Source organism: Methylobacterium fujisawaense (assembly GCF_039619325.1).
In the GTDB taxonomy this organism is placed as follows: Bacteria; Pseudomonadota; Alphaproteobacteria; order Rhizobiales; family Beijerinckiaceae; genus Methylobacterium; species Methylobacterium fujisawaense.
The window spans coordinates 6,616,557-6,635,016 of the sequence record NZ_CP155000.1 but is presented as its reverse complement, the minus strand read 5'-3'; the positions used below and the strand labels follow the sequence as shown (position 1 = coordinate 6,635,016).

The 18,460-nt window shown below is 71.7% G+C and carries 19 protein-coding genes; 8 read left to right on the top strand and 11 right to left on the bottom strand.

The genetic code is table 11. The features are described from left to right. Positions 1 to 54 precede the first annotated feature (54 nt). Positions 55 to 2,421, bottom strand: coding sequence for a bifunctional diguanylate cyclase/phosphodiesterase (locus ABC766_RS31620; RefSeq protein ID WP_345820378.1), 2,367 nt, complete (start codon positions 2,419 to 2,421; stop codon positions 55 to 57). 255 nt (positions 2,422 to 2,676) lie between these two features. On the opposite strand from ABC766_RS31620, the gene ABC766_RS31615 reads away from it, so the two are divergent. Continuing rightward, on the top strand, positions 2,677 to 3,093 hold the full coding sequence (locus tag ABC766_RS31615) for an EVE domain-containing protein (RefSeq protein ID WP_182592203.1): 417 nt from the start codon (positions 2,677 to 2,679) through the stop codon (positions 3,091 to 3,093). A 24-nt stretch (positions 3,094 to 3,117) separates the two neighbouring features. Here the strand turns inward: ABC766_RS31615 and ABC766_RS31610 are convergent, their stop codons facing one another. After that, positions 3,118 to 4,653 carry a sensor histidine kinase gene (locus ABC766_RS31610; RefSeq protein WP_043346075.1) on the bottom strand — a complete coding sequence of 512 codons (1,536 nt, stop codon included), beginning with the start codon at positions 4,651 to 4,653 and terminating at the stop codon, positions 3,118 to 3,120. 284 nt (positions 4,654 to 4,937) lie between these two features. Between ABC766_RS31610 and ABC766_RS31605 the strand changes: the two genes are divergently transcribed. The 5 genes from ABC766_RS31605 (at position 4,938) to ABC766_RS31585 (ending at position 9,566) form a co-directional block, all read left to right on the top strand. Beyond that, positions 4,938 to 5,393: a (2Fe-2S)-binding protein gene (locus ABC766_RS31605; protein ID WP_345822861.1), complete on the top strand. Its 456-nt coding sequence runs from the start codon at positions 4,938 to 4,940 to the stop codon at positions 5,391 to 5,393. 50 nt (positions 5,394 to 5,443) lie between these two features. After that, positions 5,444 to 7,639: a xanthine dehydrogenase family protein molybdopterin-binding subunit gene (locus tag ABC766_RS31600; RefSeq protein ID WP_342144503.1), complete on the top strand. Its 2,196-nt coding sequence runs from the start codon at positions 5,444 to 5,446 to the stop codon at positions 7,637 to 7,639. A gap of 137 nt (positions 7,640 to 7,776) precedes the next feature. Then, a complete protein-coding gene (locus ABC766_RS31595; RefSeq protein WP_043379530.1) occupies positions 7,777 to 8,394 on the top strand; it encodes a uracil-DNA glycosylase family protein in 618 nt (205 codons plus the stop codon). A 70-nt stretch (positions 8,395 to 8,464) separates the two neighbouring features. Then, positions 8,465 to 9,157, top strand: a complete 693-nt coding sequence (gene pyrF / locus ABC766_RS31590; RefSeq protein ID WP_345820377.1) for an orotidine-5'-phosphate decarboxylase — start codon at positions 8,465 to 8,467, stop codon at positions 9,155 to 9,157. Between the two features lie 64 nt (positions 9,158 to 9,221). After that, the gene (locus tag ABC766_RS31585) at positions 9,222 to 9,566 is read left to right on the top strand and encodes a DUF1330 domain-containing protein (RefSeq protein ID WP_043346068.1); all 345 of its coding nucleotides are present in this window, start codon (positions 9,222 to 9,224) and stop codon (positions 9,564 to 9,566) included. 297 nt (positions 9,567 to 9,863) lie between these two features. On the opposite strand, the gene ABC766_RS31580 is transcribed toward ABC766_RS31585, so the two are convergent. Next, positions 9,864 to 10,493, bottom strand: coding sequence for a TetR/AcrR family transcriptional regulator (locus tag ABC766_RS31580; protein WP_043379529.1), 630 nt, complete (start codon positions 10,491 to 10,493; stop codon positions 9,864 to 9,866). Between the two features lie 152 nt (positions 10,494 to 10,645). Between ABC766_RS31580 and ABC766_RS31575 the strand changes: the two genes are divergently transcribed. Beyond that, positions 10,646 to 11,416 carry an SDR family NAD(P)-dependent oxidoreductase gene (locus ABC766_RS31575; RefSeq protein ID WP_043756918.1) on the top strand — a complete coding sequence of 257 codons (771 nt, stop codon included), beginning with the start codon at positions 10,646 to 10,648 and terminating at the stop codon, positions 11,414 to 11,416. A gap of 102 nt (positions 11,417 to 11,518) precedes the next feature. On the opposite strand, the gene ABC766_RS31570 is transcribed toward ABC766_RS31575, so the two are convergent. The 8 genes from ABC766_RS31570 to ABC766_RS31535 form a co-directional block, all read right to left on the bottom strand. Continuing rightward, positions 11,519 to 11,716, bottom strand: a complete 198-nt coding sequence (locus tag ABC766_RS31570) for a hypothetical protein (protein ID WP_012318739.1) — start codon at positions 11,714 to 11,716, stop codon at positions 11,519 to 11,521. Between the two features lie 203 nt (positions 11,717 to 11,919). Continuing rightward, positions 11,920 to 12,465 (bottom strand): cysteine hydrolase family protein, encoded by a 546-nt coding sequence (locus ABC766_RS31565; protein WP_426315346.1) that lies wholly within the window; start codon positions 12,463 to 12,465, stop codon positions 11,920 to 11,922. Positions 12,466 to 12,650: 185 nt separating this feature from the next. Continuing rightward, on the bottom strand, positions 12,651 to 13,160 hold the full coding sequence (locus tag ABC766_RS31560) for a ferritin-like domain-containing protein (protein WP_345820373.1): 510 nt from the start codon (positions 13,158 to 13,160) through the stop codon (positions 12,651 to 12,653). A 310-nt stretch (positions 13,161 to 13,470) separates the two neighbouring features. Beyond that, positions 13,471 to 14,070: a PAS domain-containing protein gene (locus tag ABC766_RS31555; protein ID WP_179698684.1), complete on the bottom strand. Its 600-nt coding sequence runs from the start codon at positions 14,068 to 14,070 to the stop codon at positions 13,471 to 13,473. Between the two features lie 199 nt (positions 14,071 to 14,269). Then, complete coding sequence (locus tag ABC766_RS31550; RefSeq protein WP_345820372.1) at positions 14,270 to 15,121, bottom strand: ABC transporter permease subunit; 852 nt, start codon at positions 15,119 to 15,121, stop codon at positions 14,270 to 14,272. Continuing rightward, complete coding sequence (locus tag ABC766_RS31545; RefSeq protein ID WP_345820371.1) at positions 15,118 to 15,909, bottom strand: ABC transporter ATP-binding protein; 792 nt, start codon at positions 15,907 to 15,909, stop codon at positions 15,118 to 15,120. Before ABC766_RS31545 ends, ABC766_RS31550 begins: the two co-directional genes overlap by 4 nt. Continuing rightward, complete coding sequence (gene tauA, locus ABC766_RS31540) at positions 15,906 to 16,943, bottom strand: taurine ABC transporter substrate-binding protein (protein WP_342145442.1); 1,038 nt, start codon at positions 16,941 to 16,943, stop codon at positions 15,906 to 15,908. The genes ABC766_RS31545 and tauA overlap by 4 nt, the downstream gene beginning before the upstream one ends. A 206-nt stretch (positions 16,944 to 17,149) precedes the next feature. Beyond that, on the bottom strand, positions 17,150 to 17,770 hold the full coding sequence (locus ABC766_RS31535; protein ID WP_342145443.1) for a TetR/AcrR family transcriptional regulator: 621 nt from the start codon (positions 17,768 to 17,770) through the stop codon (positions 17,150 to 17,152). Between the two features lie 87 nt (positions 17,771 to 17,857). On the opposite strand from ABC766_RS31535, the gene ABC766_RS31530 reads away from it, so the two are divergent. Continuing rightward, complete coding sequence (locus ABC766_RS31530) at positions 17,858 to 18,421, top strand: sugar O-acetyltransferase (RefSeq protein WP_210281281.1); 564 nt, start codon at positions 17,858 to 17,860, stop codon at positions 18,419 to 18,421. Positions 18,422 to 18,460 lie beyond the last annotated feature (39 nt).

The following is an 18,460-nucleotide window of genomic DNA, read 5'->3' as shown; positions in this document are numbered from 1 at the left end:
GAGCCGGCGCCGGGGCCGCCCCTCTTCGAGATGAGGCGACCGGCCCGATGCGCCTCAGGCCACGGCGGCCGCCCGGTCCGGCGCCGCGCCGTGGGTGTGGGTGGAAAAGCGCGCGATCGGCTCGGGTCGGCCCAGCAGATAACCCTGGGCGAGGGTGCAGTTCTCCTGCGCCAGGAAGGACAGCTCCTCGGCGGTCTCCACGCCCTCCGCCACCACGGCGAGCCCCAGACCCCGACCCAGCCCCAGCACGGAGCGCACGATCGCGGCCCCCTGCGGGTTGCTGTGGACCGCCTTGATGAACGAGCCGTCGATCTTGATCCGGTCGAACGGGAAGGCGCGCAGGTTCGACAGCGAGGAATAGCCGGTGCCGAAATCGTCCATGGCGATCTGCACGCCGAGCGCCTTGAGCTGGCGCAGGGTGAGGAGCGCCCGGGCCGGATCCCGGATCAGCGCGGTCTCGGTGATCTCGATCTCGAGGCGTTCCGCCTTCAGGCCGGCTTCGAACAGGGTCCCGTGGACGAACTGGACGAAATGCGGGTTGTGGAGCTGCACCGCCGAGACGTTGACGGCGATCGCCAGAGGGTTCGGCCAGCCGGCCGCCGCCCGGCAGGCCTCCCGCAGCACCCAGGCCCCGATCTCCAGGATCGCCCCGGTCTCCTCGGCGATCGGCACGAACACGGCCGGGGGGATGCTGCCCCGGGTGGGGTGGCGCCAGCGCAGCAGCGCCTCGAAGCCCGTCACCGCGCCGGTGCCGATCTCGCTCTGCGGCTGATAAACGAGCTCCAGCTCCCCCCGGGTCACCGCGTGGCGCAGGTCGTGCTCCAGCTGCCGCCGGTCGCGGATCTGCGCACCCATGCTGGCGTCGTAGCGCCGAAAGGTGCCGCGCCCCTCGTTCTTGGCCCGGTACAGGGCTGCGTCGGCGTGGCTCAGGAGCGCACGCTGGTCCGCGGCGTCGTCGGGATAGACCGCGATGCCGATGCTGGTGGCGATCACCGGGCCGGAGGCGGCCGGCACCGCGGCCAGGGTGGACAGGATCCGCTCGGCCAGCCGCTCGGCGGACCCCTCCGCCTGCGGCGTCAGGATGGCGAACTCGTCGCCGCCCAGCCGGGCCATCAGCTGTTTCGCGTCGAGGAGGCCGCCGGCCCGGAGGGCGAGATCGCGCAGCATCGCGTCGCCGGCCGCGTGTCCGAACAGGTCGTTGACCTCCTTGAAGCGGTCGAGGTCCAGGCACAACACGGCGAGGCGGCCGCCCTGGGCGTCCGCGGCGCGGATCTCCCGCTCCAGCCGCGCGTGGAAGCTCGTGCGGTTGGCCAGCCCCGTGAGCGCGTCGTGGTGGGCGAGGTAATGGATCTCGCTCTCGGCCCGGCGCCGGGCGCGCAGGTCGCGCACCGCCACGGCGTGGTGCGGCAGGCGCCCGTACTCGGCGACGGGACGCATGATCACCTCCACGGGGATCGTGCCGCCGCTCGCCGGGACGAGGTCGGCCTCGAGGGGCTGGTCGACCGTTCCGGCCCCGGCGGCGACGCCCGGCAGGTACAGGGCCAGGTTCGTGCCCACGAGGTTGGAGGCCCCGGTGCCGGCGAGGCGGGCGAAGGCCTCGTTGGCGCTGACGATCTCGCCGCCGCGGCAGACGACGAGACCCTCCACCGCCGCGTTGGCGAGGCTGCGCAGCCGCTCGCGCTCGAACTCGGCACGCTTGCGGTCCCGCAGGTCGAGCACCAGGGCAGCCCCGGCGAGCAGCAGGATCAGGAAGCTCGCCGCCGCCACCGCGGCGGCGAGCCAGGCGGTGCGGATGGCGCTCGCGTGGATCTCCACGGTGGGGTCCGGCAGGATGGTCACGGCCGCCATGCCGGTGAAATGATGGCCGCAGATCGCCAGGATCAGCAGCGCGCCGCCGCCGAACCGGCCCCGGACCGTGGTGGCCGACAGCCCGACCACCAGGGCGGCGGCGCCGAACGCCGCTGCGAGCCCGACCGAGATCACGACCGGGACGGGATTCCACACGAGGTGTCCCGGCACCTGAAAGGCGGCCATGCCGGTATAGTGCATCACCGCGATGCCGCACCCCACCACGGCGCCGCCGAGCGCCGCCTGGATCCTCCGGCCGGTCGTGGCCAGGGCGAAGCCGAGCCCGGTGATCGCCACGGCATCGACGTAGGAGAGGAGGGTCAGCCCGACGCCGTACCCCGACGGCAGCCCGGGCTCGAAGGCGAGCATCGCCAGGAAATGCGTCGCCCAGATCCCCGACCCGCCGGCGGCGGCGGCCACGGTGAGCCAGATGTAGCGGTTGCGGCCTCCGGCCCGGCCGGCATGGATGAGGAGTTCCAGCGCCGTCGCACTCGCCAGCGTGCAGACGAGTGCCGCCAGGGCCACCAGCCAGAAGTTGTGCTCTCCGGCGAAGCAGCCGACCAGTGACAGCATGTATGCAACCGGAGATTATTAAGAGATGCTCTTATGCCACGTTTGGCATCCAGAATTTAATATTCAGCCAACAGCATCCCTCGATAAGCGAGATTTTACTGATCTTTAACGACGTCTCATGCGCCGGCCCTCGGTGCGCCGAGAGCGCCGAGAGCGCCGAGCGCGCCGGACGCGGCGCTGGCCTGTTCCCGGAGGCCGAAGCTGGGCTATGGCGGGGCATGCCGCCCGGCCGGGCGGTCCGCGGGACCTTCAGCGATGGCGTACTGGCTGTTCAAATCCGAGCCCGCGACCTGGTCGTGGGACCAGCAGGTCGCGGCCGGTGAGGCCGGCACGTACTGGAACGGCGTGCGCAACCACCTCGCCAAGAAGCAGCTGATGGCCATGCAGGTCGGCGAGCAGGGCTTCTTCTACCACTCGAACGAGGGCAAGGCGGTGGTCGGCATCGTGGCGGTGATCCGCCCCTACTATCCCGATCACACGGACGAGACCGGCCGCTTCGGCATGGTCGACGTCAAGGCCGTGCGGGCGCTGCCCCGCCCTGTGACGCTCGAGGCGATCAAGGCCGATCCGGCCCTGGCCGACATGGTGCTGGTCAACAATTCCCGCCTGTCGGTGCAGCCGGTGTCCGAAGCCGAATGGGCCCGGATCCGTGTGCTCGGCGGCCTCGACTGAGCGGGGCGGCCCGACCGGCGCGGGTCACGCCGCGCGGTTGAGGGGACTGCGCGCGGGGGCCACCACCTCCGGCTCGACCTCGACGGCCGGCAGCGTGTCCATGACCCGGGAGGCCGGCAGCGTCACCACCACCTCGGTGCCCTCGCGCGGCTTGGAGGACAGCTGGAACTGCCCGCCATGCAGTTCCACCAGGCCCTTCACGATCGGCAGGCCCAGCCCGGAGCCCTGCTCGGCGGTCTTGATCGCCAGGGAGCCGCGCCCGAACGAGGACAGGACCGTGCCGAGTTCGTCTTCCGGGATGCCCGGGCCGCTGTCCTTCACCGAGACGTATTGGCCGCCCGACGCGGTCCAGCCGACCTTCAGCCAGATCTCGCCGCCCGGCGGCGTGAACTTCACGGCGTTCGACAGGAGGTTCAGCACGATCTGGCGGAGCGCCCGCTCGTCCGCCCAGAGCCGCGGCAGCGAGCCGTCCACGAGATCGTGGAACGTTTGGTTCTTGGCCTTGGCCCGCAGGCCCATCATGTGGCGGCACTCCTCTACCACGTGGGCGAGCTGCACCGGCTCCTCGTTGAGTTCGTAGCGCCCCGCCTCGATCCGCGACAGGTCGAGGATCTCGTTGATCAGGTTCAGGAGATGCATCCCGCTGTCGTGGATGTCGTGCGAGTATTCCCGATAGGACGGCGCCGTGTGGGTGCCGAACACTTCGTTCTTCATCACTTCCGAGAAGCCCAGGATGGCGTTGAGCGGCGTCCGCAGCTCGTGGCTCATGGTGGCGAGGAAGCGCGACTTGGCGAGGTTGGCCTCTTCGGCCCGGCGGCGGGCCTCGTCGGAATTGGCCTTGGCCTGTTCCAGCTCGCCGAACACCGCGTCCTTCTCGGCCCGGGAGCGCAGGGCGCCCACCGTCGAGGTGTAGAGGCGGCGGGAGAGGCCGAGGAAGAAGACCTGCGCGCCGCCGGCCATCACCACCAGCATCAGCAGGTCCATCCCGCGGGAGAAGGCGGCGAGGGACACGGTGGCGAGCGCCAGCGGCACCAGGGCGGCGATGGCGGCCAGCGGCACCGTCGCGGCCAGCATGGTGGTGACGGCGGAGGCGATGACGAGGCCGAACAGCGCGAAGGTCCAGCCGCCGGTGGTGCCGAGCCCGATCATCGCGGACCACGACAGGCTCTGCAGCACCTCGCCGATCAGGAAGCGCCGGCGCCAGCGGGCGAGCGGGATCGTCGCCGGGTCGGCGCGGAGGAAGCGCCGGCTCAAGGTGGTGTTGAGCGTGATCATCAGAAACACGCCGAGCGCCCAGGCCGCCGCCACCGGCGGCGCGATCCAGAAGGTCGCCGCCGTGGCGAGCGCCGCCGCGAATCCCACCAGCGGGATGCCCGCGCCGGCCCGGTACTGGGCGTAGTGACGCAGCAGCTCGTAGTCGAAGGCCCGCTCCAGGCCGGTCTGCGAGGTCAGCTTCTCGCGGGCCGAGCGGATTTCCCGGGCGACCCCGAGGCGGCGCGCCGCCTCCTCCGTCGAGGGGCCGCGACCGCGCTGGACCATCTCGACGGTGAGATCGGGCATGCGCGTCTTGAAACTCGGCTCGATTCCGCGGACGGGCGGCGGTGGCTGGGAAGCACGCCGTGAAGATGAGGCGGATGTGTTAAGAAGCGGCTGCCGGCATCCCTTCAATCTTAAGCATCGCGGGCTGTATCGAGGCTGGCCCGCCGCCGGATTGAAGTGCGGTGCCGCACATCGTGTCCGGGCATGCGCTCGCTATTGGGAGGTGCGTGACCGCTTACCCGTGCGAGGCCGCACGCCGTGATCCGGGCTGCCCGGATGCCCGCGTCGAGAAAGGGTCGCCGACCATGCCGAATCTCACCGTCAACGGTGTCACGCACGCGGTCGACGCCGACCCCGACATGCCCCTGCTCTGGGTGCTGCGCGACCGGCTCGACACCACCGGCACCAAGTACGGCTGCGGCATCGCGCAGTGTGGCGCCTGCACGGTCCATCTCGACGGGCAGCCGGTCCGGTCCTGCCAGACGCGGCTTGGCGATGTCGGCACCGCGCAGGTGACGACCATCGAGGGCGTGTCGGGCCGGGTGGCCGAGGCCGTCCAGGCGGCGTGGCGCAAGCTCGACGTGGTCCAGTGCGGCTACTGCCAGTCCGGCCAGATCATGTCGGCGATCGGCCTGCTCTCGGGCAACGCCAAGCCCAGCGACGCCGACATCGACGGCGCCATGGACGGCAACATCTGCCGCTGCGGCACCTACCAGCGCATCCGCGCGGCGATTCACGAAGCCGCGCGCAGCCTCGCCTGATCGGCCTGACGCCTCACCTTCCCCGCGGTCCCGACCGGAGCCTCGCCGCCATGCTGAACGCCCGTCGACCGAATCCCCTGCCCGCCCGTCCCAGCCGCCGCGGCCTGCTCGCCGGCGCCGGCGCCCTCGTGGTCGCGTTCCGGCTCGACCCGAAATCCGCCCGCGCGGCATCCGGCCCGAACCTCGCCGACGTCAAGGCGCAGCCCAACGCCTTCGTGCGGATCGGCGCCGACGACACCGTCACGGTGGTGATCAAGCACCTCGACATGGGCCAGGGAAACACGACCGGCCTCGCCACCATCCTGGCCGACGAGCTCGGCGCCGACTGGTCCAAGGTCCGCACCGAATTCGCCCCCGCGGATGCGACGCTCTACAACAACAGCCTGATGGGCCCGATCCAGGGCACCGGCGGCTCCACCGCGGTGGCCAATTCCTGGTTCCAGCTGCGCAAGGCGGGTGCGGCCGCCCGCGAGATGTTGATGGCGGAAGCCGCCTTCCGCTGGAAGGTTCCGGTCTCGGAGATCACGGTCGCCGACAACATCGTGCGCCACGCGCCCTCCGGCCGGCAGGCCCGGTTCGGGGAGCTCGCCGCCTCGGCCGCCTCCCTGCCGGTCCCCTCCGAGCCGCGGCTCAAGGATCCGAGCGAGTGGCGGCTGATCGGCCAGACGATCCCGCGCCTCGATTCCGTGGCCAAGACCAACGGCACGGCGATCTACTCGCTGGACATCCGCCGCCCCAACCAGGTCACCGCGGTCGTGGCCCGGGCACCGCGTTTCGGCGCCACCGTGAAGAGCTTCGATGCCGCCGCCGCCCGCAAGGTCGCCGGCGTCCTCGACGTGGTGCAGGTGCCCACCGGCGTGGCGGTGATCGCCCGCGACACGTGGTCGGCCATGAAGGGCCGCGAGGCGCTTACCGTCGCCTGGGACGACAGCACCGCCGAGACGCGCTCGTCCGACGCGATCCTCGCGGAGTACCGTGAGCGGGCCAAGGGCCCGGGCCTCACGGCCTCCGAGCGCGGCGACCCGCAGGCGGCGCTGAGAGGGGCCGCCCAGGTGGTCGAGGCCGAGTTCACCTTCCCCTACCTCGCCCATGCGGCGATGGAGCCGCTCAATGCCACGATCGAGCGGGCGGCCGACGGCGGCTACGACGTCTACGCGGGCTTCCAGTTCCAGACCGTCGAGCAGGCGACGATGGCGGCGATCCTCGGGGTGACGCCCGACAGGGTGCGCCTCCACAGCAACTGGGCCGGCGGCTCCTTCGGCCGCCGGGCGACCCCCACCGCCGACTACCTCGCCGAAGCCGCGACGGTTCTGAAGGCGTCGGGCGAGAAGGCCCCCGTGCACCTCGTCTGGACCCGCGAGGACGACATGGCCGGCGGCTATTACCGCCCGACCGTGCTGCACAAGGTCCGGGCCGGCATCGACGCCAAGGGCGCGGTGGTCGGCTGGGACCACGTCATGGTCGGCAAGTCGATCATGATCGGCTCGCCCTTCGAGGCGATGATCGTCAAGAACGGGATCGATTCCACCACCGTGGAGGGCGCCTCCGACACGCCCTACGCGCTGCCGGCCTACCGGTTCGGCGTCCATAACGGCCGCGAGGGCGTGCCGGTCCTGTGGTGGCGCTCGGTCGGCCACACCCACACCGCCCACGTGATGGAGGTGATGATCGACGAGCTGGCCCATGCCGCCAACGTCGATCCGGTGGCCTACCGGCTGTCGCTCCTCGCCCAGGCGCCGCGGCTCTCCGGCGTGCTGAAGCTCGCCGCCGAGAAGGCCGGCTGGAGCGCCAAGCCGCAGGATCCGGGCCGCGGCCTCGGGGTTGCGGTCCACGAATCCTTCGGCTCGTACGTCGCCATGGTCGCCGACGTCACCGCTCAGGAGAACGCGGTCCGGGTGAACCGGATCGTGGCGGCGGTGGATGTCGGCGTTCCGGTCAACCCGGACGTGATCCGCGCGCAGGTCGAGGGTGCGGTGGGCTTCGCCCTGTCGTCGGTGCTGCGCAACCGCATCACCCTCAAGGACGGGCAGGTGCAGGAGCACAATTTCGACGCCTACGCGCCAACCCGGATGAGCGAGATGCCGACGGTCGAGGTTCACATCGTGCCGAGCCAGGTGGCGCCGACCGGGATCGGCGAGCCGGGCGTGCCTGTGCTCGGGCCGTCGATCGCGAACGCGGTCTTCGCCGCCACCGGCCGGCGCCTGCGCTCCCTGCCTCTCGACGTCTCGGGCGTGAAGGGCGCGTGAGGAATCGCACGTTCCACCGACCTGGATCGGCGTAGGGAGGAGAGGCCTTCCCCCCAAGGCAAGAGACCCGACTGAAGACGGCGCGGCGCGACACCGCGCCGTTTCTTTTTTCTGCGCCGATGCGCCATCTCCGGGGCATGCCCGCCTTCGACGACACCGCCGCGCGCCTGCGCGCCTGCCGCCTCTGCCGGGACAGCCCGCTCTACGGTCCGCCCCTGCCCCAGGAGCCCCGGCCGATCGTGCAGGGCTCGGCCACGGCCCGCCTGTGCATCGCCAGCCAGGCGCCCGGCACGCGCGCCCACCGCACGGGCCAGCCGTTCACCGACCCGTCGGGCGTGCGGCTGCGGTCCTGGCTCGGCCTCGACGAAGCGCAGTTCTACGACGCGGCCCGGGTCGCCATCGTGCCGATGGGATCGTGCTTCCCCGGCCTCGACGCCAAGGGCGGCGACCGGCCGCCGCGCCGGGAATGCGCCGAGCGCTGGCGGGCGGAGCTGTTCTCCGGCCTGCCCGACCTCGAACTGATCCTGGTGATCGGCCAGTACGCGCAAGGCTGGCATCTCGGACGGATGGAGGGCGGGCTCACCGGCACGGTGCGCCGCTGGCGGGAGATCCTCGCCGAGCCCCGGCGCCCCCGGGTGCTCCCCTTGCCCCACCCGTCCTGGCGCAACAACGGCTGGCTGAAGCGCGAGCCCTGGTTCGAGGCGGAGCTGCTGCCGGTGCTGCGCGCCGAGGTGGCGCGGGTGTTGGCGGGGTGAGGCGGCGATGCCGGCATTGACCTCGCGGGCGTTCCGCGGAATCGCTGCCACGACCCCGAAGGACGCCCCGATGACCGAGATTGCCGATCCCCGCGACCGCCTGATCGTGGCCCTCGACCTGCCGAGCGTGCAGGCGGCCGAGGGGCTGATCGACCGGATCGGCGACGCCGCGACCTTCTACAAGATCGGCTACCAGCTGGGTTACGCGGGCGGCCTCGCCCTGGCCGAGCGGCTGGCGGCCCGCGGCCTCAAGGTCTTCCTCGACCTGAAGCTCCACGACATCGGCAACACCGTCGAGGAGGGCGTGCGCTCGGCCTCGGGCTCCGGCGCCACCTTCCTCACCGTCCACGCCTACCCGCAGACCATGCGGGCGGCGGTCCGCGGCCGGGGCGCGGGGCTCAAGATCCTCGCCGTGACGGTGCTCACCTCCTACGACGATGACGATGCCGCGGAGGCCGGCTACGGCCTGCCGGTGGCGGAGCTCGTCGCCAAGCGCGCCGCCCAGGCCGCCGAGATCGGCATCGACGGCCTCGTCTGCTCTGCTGCCGAGGCGGGCTCGGTCCGGCGCATCGTCGGCCCGGACCGGCTGATCGTCACTCCGGGCATCCGCCCTGCGGGCACCGAGGCCGGCGACCAGAAGCGGGTGATGACCCCCGGCGATGCCCGAAAGGTCGGGATCGACCATGTGGTGGTCGGGCGCCCGATCACCGGCGCCGCCGACCCCCGCGCGGTGGCGCAGGCGATCGTGGCGGAACTCGCCTGAACCGGACCGGGATTGCCTTCGCGCCGATCGGATCCACTTCGCTCCGCAAGGCAGGAGACGCAGCATGACGAAGGGCTACTGGATCGCGCGGGTCGATGTCCGCGACGCGGAGGCCTACAAGGCGTACGTGGCGGCCAACGGTGCCGCCTTCGCCAAGTTCGGCGGTCGCTTCCTCGTGCGCGGCGGCGCCCACGAGGCGGTGATGGGGCCGGCCCGATCCCGCAACGTGGTGATCGAGTTCCCGAGCTATGCCGATGCCCTCGCCTGCTGGAACTCCGACCTCTACCAGGCGGCCAAGGCCAAGCAGCGCGGCGGCGTCGAGGCCGAGATCCTGGTGATCGAGGGCTATGACGGCCCGCAGCCGAGCGCCTCCGAGCCGGCGCCGGAGGCCGGTCCGGCTTCCGAGTAGATCGCAGCGAAGGGGCCACGCGGAGTCTCGCGCGGCAGAGCCGGGCACCGGACGGGGCTCTGGATTTCGGGGCCTGCGCGCAGTCGGGGAATGACGGAGGTGTCGTCCCCGGCCGCCATCGCATCCGGCGGCGCGGTGTCCGCGCTGGCGATCGCCACTGTCCCGGCGCGCCGCTTCGCCCCTCTGGGAGGGCGGAATGCCGACGTTGGACCGACCGTCAGAGCGGGACCATGGAGGCGGGTCCTCCGGGGCGGCCGCGATGCCTCCGGCGACGATCCCGGATCTCGTCCGGTCGCGCTACGACAGCGGCCTCCGCGGCGCGAGGCTCCGCAGCAGGAAGGCCGTCATCGCGGCCACGGGCGGCACCGGCTGAAGACTGGAGCTGCCCACCAGCAGCGGATGGGTGTAGCGGGCGATGGCGGCGTGGATGCAGGCGGCCGCCTCGACGGGATCGGCGGCCTCGAATTCGCCCCGGGCCACCCCCTCGCGGATGATCCGCTCGAACCCGGCGGTGATCCGGGCCACGTGATGACGGCAGACGTCCCAGCTCTCCACCATCGCCGCCTCGATCATCTCGTGCAGGCGGGGAAACGTCTCGCAGCGGCGGGTGCAGTCGCGATGCAGGGTCTCGATCGCCGCCACGAGGCGCGCGGTGGCGTCGAGGCCCGGCCGGTCGGCGATCTCCGAGATCACCGCCTCGCTCTCGCCGATCAGCCGCTCCAGCACCGCCTCGTTGATCGCCTTCTTCGACTCGAAGAACCGGTAGACGTTGGCCGGACTCATCTTGAGCGTCCGGGCGATGTCGGCCACGGTCGTCTTCTGATAGCCGATCTCGCGGAAATACGTGCCCGCCGTCGCCAGGATGCGGCTCCGCGTGTCGGGCGCGCACTCCTCTGCGATCGCGTGGGGCGTTTCGTCCAGGGACATGCGTCCTCACTAGGCCATGCGGCCGTGGGGCGTCAAAGACGCGAAGCCGGAACGGGTTCCCCTGCGGCCGGTGCGCGCGCCCGGAACCCGCCCCGGCGACACCCATTGCCCCCGCATCCGGCCGCCATGGCGGTGCCAGCGAGAGAGTCCCGATGAGCTTCACCGACACCCGTGCCCTGGTCACCGGGGCCGATTCCGGCATCGGGCAGGCGACGGCGGAACTGCTCGCCCGGGCAGGCGCCGACGTCGCGATCACCTATCACAGCGACGCGGACGGCATCCGCGAGACCGCCGCGCGGGTCGAGGCCGCGGGCCGCCGGGCCCTGGTGCTCCAGCTCGATGTCGGCGATCCGGCGGCCGTCACGGCGGCCTTCGACCGTATCGGCAGCGAGCTCGGCACCCTCGACATCCTCGTGGCCAATGCCGGACAGGCCATGAGCGGGATACCGGTCGCCGAGATGGACGATGCCGTCCTGGAGCGGATCCTGCGGGTGAACCTCATGGGACCGCTCTTCTGTGCCCGCCCCTTCATCAAGATGCGCCGGGCGCAGGGCGGCAACGGCAAGATCGTGTTCGTCTCCTCCGTGGCCCAGCACCTGCCCACCCCAGAGAGCGCGCCCTACGGGATGTCGAAGGCGGGGCTCGGCTCCCTCTGCCGCTCCCTGTCGCGGGAACTCGCCGAGGACCGGATCAACGTCAACAATGTCGCCCCGGGCCTGATCGAGACGCCGATGACCGCGGACCGGTTCGAGCGGTCGGAGGTTCTGGACCAGTCCCTGGAGCGGATCCCGTGGCATCGGGCCGGCCAGCCGGAGGAGATCGCTCAGGCGATCCTGTATTTGGCCTCGGATGCCGCGGCCTACGTCACCGGCCACACTCTGGTGGTCGATGGCGGCTTGACGATGCAGTGGGGTGGCGCCTGAACGACGAAGCGCGGCGCCGGGCTCAAGGTCCGGCGCCGCGTCGAGACATTTTTGACCGGCGCCGGGGCTGCCGGTGATGCCACCAATCCCTCAGGCAGGCCCTCAGGACCCGAATTGCGAGCCCAGCCGCTCGAGGTACTCGGCCAGGTCGACGCCCCCGACACGCTTGCCGTAGTCGAAGCGCATGCCCTGGCGGATGTCGACGCTGGCATCCCGGGTGGTCAGGGTGAAGGGGCGGACGCAGACCCAGGCCCCGTCGCGGCGGTGCTCGAAGTAGCCGAGGATCTCGTGCTTGGCCATAACCTTTCCTCCGGGACCGTGTTCAGGATCATAACGGTCGCGCAGGCCGCTGGTTCGCGCGGCGCGACTGTTTTTCGCGTGCGGCGGCGCACGGATCGAGTGTTCGAGAGCCGGGATGGTCGCGGACGGCTCGCGCAGATCTCGCCTGAGCTTGGCTATTACGGTGCGAATGTTCGGCCCTGTCCGGAGGGCGGCGGGCCGGGTCAGTGCCAGCGATCGAGGATCTCGGCGGTCGTCATGGTCTCGACCTGGTGGCCGTAACGCATCCGGTACATCAGCAGGAGGGCGTCGTGCGCCGCGTCGCAGGAGCTGCACAGGGCGTCGGTGGCCAGCACGATCCGGTAGCCGAGATCGACGCCGCCGAGCACGGCGGCCAGCACGCAGACATCCGTCTCGGCGCCGGTGACGATCAGCGTATCGACAGCGCGCGCCCGCAGGCGCGCGTCGAGGCCGGTCTCGAGCCAAGGCGAATAGACGGTCTTGTCGACGACCTCCGCGGGCGGGACCATCCGGGCGAGATCCGGGACGAGGTCGATCATGCCGGCGTCGAGGCGCTCCCGGGTCATGGCGGCCCAACGCTGCGAGTAGGTCGCCCAGGTGCCGCGGCCCTCGCCCGGCCGGGCGGCCGGGATGAAGCGGGTGAAGATGGTCCGCTCCGGATGCGCCGCCGCGAGGCGGCACACCTGCGGCAGGACGCGGTTCATCCACGGGGTCTGCCAGTCGGTGGGCTCGGCGAACATGCGCTGCATGTCGATGCAGAGATGGACGCAGCCCCTCCCCAGGGCCCCTCCGGAGGCTTTCCCCTCCGGCCGGGGAGCATTCGTCGATCGTCCGCTTCCAGTGTCCATGTGCGCGCAATCAGGCCGGGTCGGCGTGGTGTGAGAGTCGGACGCGGCCGTCCCCCCCCCCCGCTTCGGGCGGGGACGGCGCGACGTCAGCGATCGGCCTTGGCGCCGGACACCGTCAGGGAGAGGTAGCGCTCCGTGATCGGACGGATCAGCCTGCGCACCGTATCCGCCATGGCCTGCTCCTCCTTGAGCGACTGCTCGAAGGCGCTCCGGTGGCCCTGCTGTCCGGCGGCGTCGCTGATCGTGAGCAGCGACTCGTAGGCGGCGATCTCGAAATTCTCGAAGGCGTGGTTGGCGTAGGTGTTCTTCAGGATCTCGTCCTGGGCCGGGGTGTGACCGAGCGCCATCATGTTCCCGACGAAGCCCAGGAAGCCCTCCTTGAGGGCCGAGGGGCTGTCGCCCAGGCTCTGGAGCGCCTCCTCCAGGCGCTGGCGCTGCCCGTGCGTCTCCTCGATGTGGCGGCGCAGGGCCTGTTCCATCTCGGGGTAGCGCTCCAGGCGCTCGACCTGCCGCTCCATGATCTGCAGCGCCTGCATCTCCACCGCATGGGTATTCTTCAGGGCCGTGACGTAGATCTCGCGGACGTCCATGGTCATGGCGTTTGCCTCGTAGCAGTTGCGAGCCTGATGGCTCGTTCAACCAGCAAACACAGGCGCCGCGCGGCCAAGTTCCGGTCGGAAGGTCGCAGGAGGAGGCGCCGATCGAGCCTGTCTTGCGCCGTTTCGGGATCCGGACCGGCGCGGTTCCGGATCGACCGCCTCCGGTGCGCCCCTCCGGGTCCGGGCTTGCCCTCGACGCCCCGGACTGACGGCGCGGGTCAACCGGCCGGCGACGTCGATGGGGAGACGCGGCTCCGGCGCCACGGTCGTCGCCCTGGCCGCCGCCTCGACGGGAACGGGGCCCCAATCAGTGCAGGGCGTCGCCGCGCTCTGTGCGCTGGCGGTCCGCGAGGCGCCGGCCGATCTCGATCAGCAGCGTCTCGGTCAGCGCCACCAGGGCGGTGTCGCCGAGCTGCGAGACCGTGTCGTGCAGCGAGAGACACAGGTCGGCGGTCCGGCTGAGGGCGTCGTCGATCGTGGCCCCGTCGCGCTTCGCGAAGGCTGTGCCGGCGGACTTGCTGTCCGAGATCTCGACGATCACCCCCCGGCCGGTGGACGGTCGGCCGTCCTGATCGAGGTAGAAATGCCCGCGGGTGAACAGCCACCGCAGCCGGCCTTCCGGGGAGCAGACGCGGTACTCGGCCGTGTAGGAGCCGCCCGTGCGGACGCAGTCCAGGATGACCTGCGAGATATGCGGCTGGTCGTCCGGATGGACGGCCTCCAGGAGCTCGGCGAGGCTGACGCCGGCCCGCGACCGGGCCGGGCTGATGTTGAACAGCAGGGCGCTCACCGGATCGGCCCGCGCCTCGTCCCGGAGAATGTCCCACATCCAGAAGCCGACGCCGCCGGAGGCTTCGAGAGCCGCGACCAGCGCCGCCTCGGACACATCCTCGTCCGTTTGGGCCATCCGTGGCATCCCCGAGCGCATCGCCAAAACGGCCGCTGCCGCGCGCGCCCTCCGATCGTACACACTCCGTATCCCGTTGGGATCTGCAAGCGACACAATTAAGTGCGCATGTTGAGGGCGCAATATTGACCTGCGGCGTTCCCTCCCCGCCGCCGCATCGGCGTCTCGTCCGGGAGCATGGGCGCGGGTCGGTCGCCCCTCAAGCCCTGCCCTTCCAGGGGACCAGCACGCGCTCCAGGCACCGCATCCCGAACTCGAACAGGCCCGCGAACAGGCCGATCACCAGGATGCCCATCAGCACCACGTCGGTGCGCAGGAAGTTGGACGCGTTGAGGACGAGCTGGCCGAGGCCGGCCTGGGCCGCCACCATCTCGGCGGCCACCAGGGTGGTCCAGCCGACGCCCATGCCGATCCGCAGGCCGATCAGGATCTCCGGCAGGGCTGCCGGGAAGACCACGTGGCGCAGGACCTGCCAGGGGCTCGCCCCCAGGGCGCGCGCCGCGTTGATCTGGTCGACCGAGGCGGAGCGCACCCCCGCGCGCGCGGCGAGCGCCACCGGGGCGAGGCAGGCGAGGAAGATCAGCAGCACCTTCGACAGCTCGCCGATCCCGAACCAGATGATCATCAGCGGCAGGTAGGCGAGCGGCGGCAGCGGCCGGTAGAACTCGATCGGCGGGTCGAGGATGCCCCGGGCGATCCGGCTCGTGCCCATGGCGAGCCCGACGGGGATCCCGACCAGGGTGGCGAGCCCGAAGGCGCCGAGGACGCGCAGGAGGCTGTCGCGGATGTGGATCCCGAGCGGGGCGCCGTCGATCGCCCCGCGCCAGGCCTGCCCGAAGGCCGACAGGACCGCCTCCGGCGGCGGCAGGAACAGCGGCTTCACCCAGCCGGCGCCCGTGGCGACCACCCAGAGGCCGAGGGCCGCGAGCACGGTTGCGACGCTGACCGCCGGCACCGGGATCCCGCCGCGGCGACGGGGTCCGGGGCGCGCCGGCGGATCCGCCGCGGAGCCCGAGGCCGCGTCCCGCGCCGTGCGGGACGGCCCGCTCATCGGACGGCCTCGGGCCGGGCGCCGGCACCGTGGCGGATGCGCTCGAGGACGCGCTCCCGCACGGCGATGAAGGCGGGATCCGACTTCACGGCCCGCGTATCGCGGCCGCCGACCGCCGCCCGGGAGAAGGGCAGGTCCAGCGTCTCGACGATGCGGCCGGGCCTCGGGCTCATGATCACCAGCCGGGTCGCGAGGAACACCGCCTCCTCGACGTCGTGGGTGATGAAGAAGACCATCTTGCCGGTCCGGTGCCAGATCCGGAGGATCAGCTCCTGGATCTGCTCGCGGGTGAGGGCGTCCAGCGCGCCCAGCGGCTCGTCCATCAGCAGGACACGCGGGTCTCCGGCCAGCGCCCGGGCGAGGCCGACCCGCTGCTGCATGCCGCCCGAGAGCTCGTAGACCTTCCGGTCGGCGCAGTCGGGCAGGCCCACGAGGTCGAGCATCGCGCGGGCGATCCGCCGCCGCTCCGCCCGGGGCACGCCCCGCATCTTGGGGCCGAAGGCCACGTTCTCGGCCACGTCCAGCCAGGGCATCAGCGCGTGGCGCTGGAACACCACGCCCCGCTCGGCCCCCGGGCCCCGGATCGGGGCCCCGTCGAGGAGGATCTGACCCTCGGTGGGCGGGAGGAAGCCCGCGATCGCCGAGAGCAGGGTGGTCTTGCCGCAGCCCGAGGCGCCGAGCGCCACCACGAACTCCCCGGGGCCGATGGTCAGGTCGATCCGCGACAGGGCGGCGACCGCGCCGGCACCCTGTCCGTAGCGGACGCTCAGGTTGCGGATCTCGATCATCGTCCCTCCGGTCCGGGGACTGGCCCTTTCCGGGCCGCGTCCACGACATCCGTCGTGACGAACCGGCCGTAATCCGGCGCCAGCGCCTGGACGCGCCCCTGCGCCTTCAGGAACGCGGCGGTCTCGGTCAGGGCCTTGGCGGCGGCACCGCCGAGCCAGGCCGGGGAGGCCTGCGCCTCCAGGGTCGGGAACCGGTAGGCCGCGAGACTCGCCGGCACCTGCGCCGGCGCCGAGCCGGTGATCCGGGCCACCGCCGCCACCTCGGGCGCGTCGGCATTCCAGGGCTTGGCGGCATAAGCCGCGTCCTGGGCGGCGATCAGCTTGACGAGCGTCACCAGGAAATCCCGATTCGCGGCCGCCCAGGCGCGGTCGACCACGAGGCCGTCGAAGGTCGCCTTGCCCCGGCGGGCGAGGTCGCCGGCAGAGACCACCACCGTGCCGGACGGCTTCACCCGGGCGAGCACCGGATCCCAGATGAAGGTCGCGTCGATGTCGCCCCGCTCCCAGGCGGCGGCGATCTCGGGCGGGCGCATGTTGAGGATCCTGACATCCGCTTGGCCGAGCCCGGCCTCCGCCAGGGCGGCGATCAGCTGGTAATGCGCCGTCGACACGAACGGCACGGCGATCGTCTTGCCGCGCAGGTCGGCCACGCGCGTCACGCCGCTGCCGGCGCGGGCCACGAGCTGCTCGGCGTCGGCGATCTCGTCGAGGATCCAGAACAGCTGGATATCGAGACCCTGCGACGCGGCGGCCGCGATCGGGCTCGATCCCGCCTCGCCGATCTGGACGCTGCCCGAGGCCATGGCGCGGATCACGTCGCCGCCGCCGCCGAACTTGCGCCAGTGGACGGTGTAGCCGGTCGCCTTTTCGAGGGCGCCCGAGGCCATCAGCGCCCGGAACGGCACCACCATGTCCTGGTGGGCGAAGGTGACCTCCTTGTCGGCGGCCCGGGCGAGGCCGGGTGCCAGAAGGCCCAGAACCAGCGCCGCCAGGGTCGCCAGCGCGACGGGGCGGTGCGTACCGACGGATGTCATGACGTGAAGTCCCCCTCCAGCCGGCCGACTCACAAGCGCGTCGGCCGGACGATGGCAGGGTCGGCCACGCTTGGCTTCGGAGGCAAGGGGGTTCGGGCCGGAACGGCCGGAACCGCGGTGTCTCGTGCGGCCACGGTCGAAGGCGGTCTGATCGCGCGGGCCGGCTGCCCTGCGGGGTCACGCCGACCGGCCCCCGGCCGGAGCACCTAGCGAACCAGCCGCTCGACGATCGCCCGCACCTGCGCCCGGTCGGCGGGGTGCGGGTCGACCGAGCGATGGATCGTCAGGCCTTCGATCATCGCGTCGAGGGCCCTGGCGGTCTCCGGCGCGAAGTGCCGCTCCAGGGCGGCGCGGCTCTTGGCCATCCAGTCCTGCATGACCCGGCGCAGCGGCGGGTTCCGGGCTGCGAAGGCATAGAGTTCGTAGCTCAGCAGCATCGTGCGCGGGCTCGCCCAGACGTCGCGCACGATCAGGTCGACCACGGCCTCGCAGGCCTCGTCGAAGGTCGTGGCCGCTGCGAGCCGGTCGGCGAACCGCGCCGAGACCGTGTCGGCGAGCCGGGTGAACGCTTCCGTCAGCAGCGCGTCCAGGCTGTCGAAATGGTAGGTCATGGAGCCGAGCGGCACGTCGGCCGCCGCCGCGACCCGGCGGTGGGTCGTGCCGGCGACGCCGTGTTCGGCGACGACGTCGAGGGTCGCCTGGACGATGCGTGCCCGGCGATCCGGGTCGAAACGGCGCTGGGCGGTGGGCAGGGCAATCTCCGCGGATCCGGGATCACGGCCGCCCCACTGTAGCGCGGCGGCCTGGATAGGTACATATGTACGCATGGCGAGATCGCGCGGTGCCGGTGCTGACGGCCTGCGCGGCATCGCCGTGCCGGAACAGGCCGACGCGGCCGGAGGGGAGCCCTCGCCATGGACACCGAGATCATGAAGACCCAGAAGCAGCGGATGCTGGCCGGCGCGCTGTACTGCGCCGACGATCCGGAGCTGGCCGCCGACAACCGGCGCATCTCGGACTGGATGGACCGCTACAACGCCACGCAGACGCGCAGCCAGCCCGAACGGCAGGCGCTCCTGGAGGAGGCCTTCGCCCGCGTCGGCCCGGGCTGCAACATTCGTCCGCCCTTCCACTGCGACTACGGCTACAACATCAGCCTGGGCCGCGGCGTGTTCCTGAATTTCGGCTGTTGCATCCTAGACGTGGTGTCGGTCACCATCGGCGACATGACCCAGATCGGCACGGCCGTGCAGATCCTGACGCCCGATCACCCGCGCGACCCGGCGCAGCGTCGGCAGATGCTGGAATTCGGCCGTCCCGTGGTGATCGGCGCCAACGTCTGGATCGGCAGCGGCGCCATCATCCTCCCCGGGGTGACGATCGGCGACGATGCGATCATCGGGGCGGGCAGCGTGGTGACGCGCGACGTGCCGCCCGGCGCTACCGCCTTGGGCAACCCGGCCCGGCTGCGACCGTGAGGGGGCCGGGCGCGCCGAACCGGACTCCAGGGCGATCGC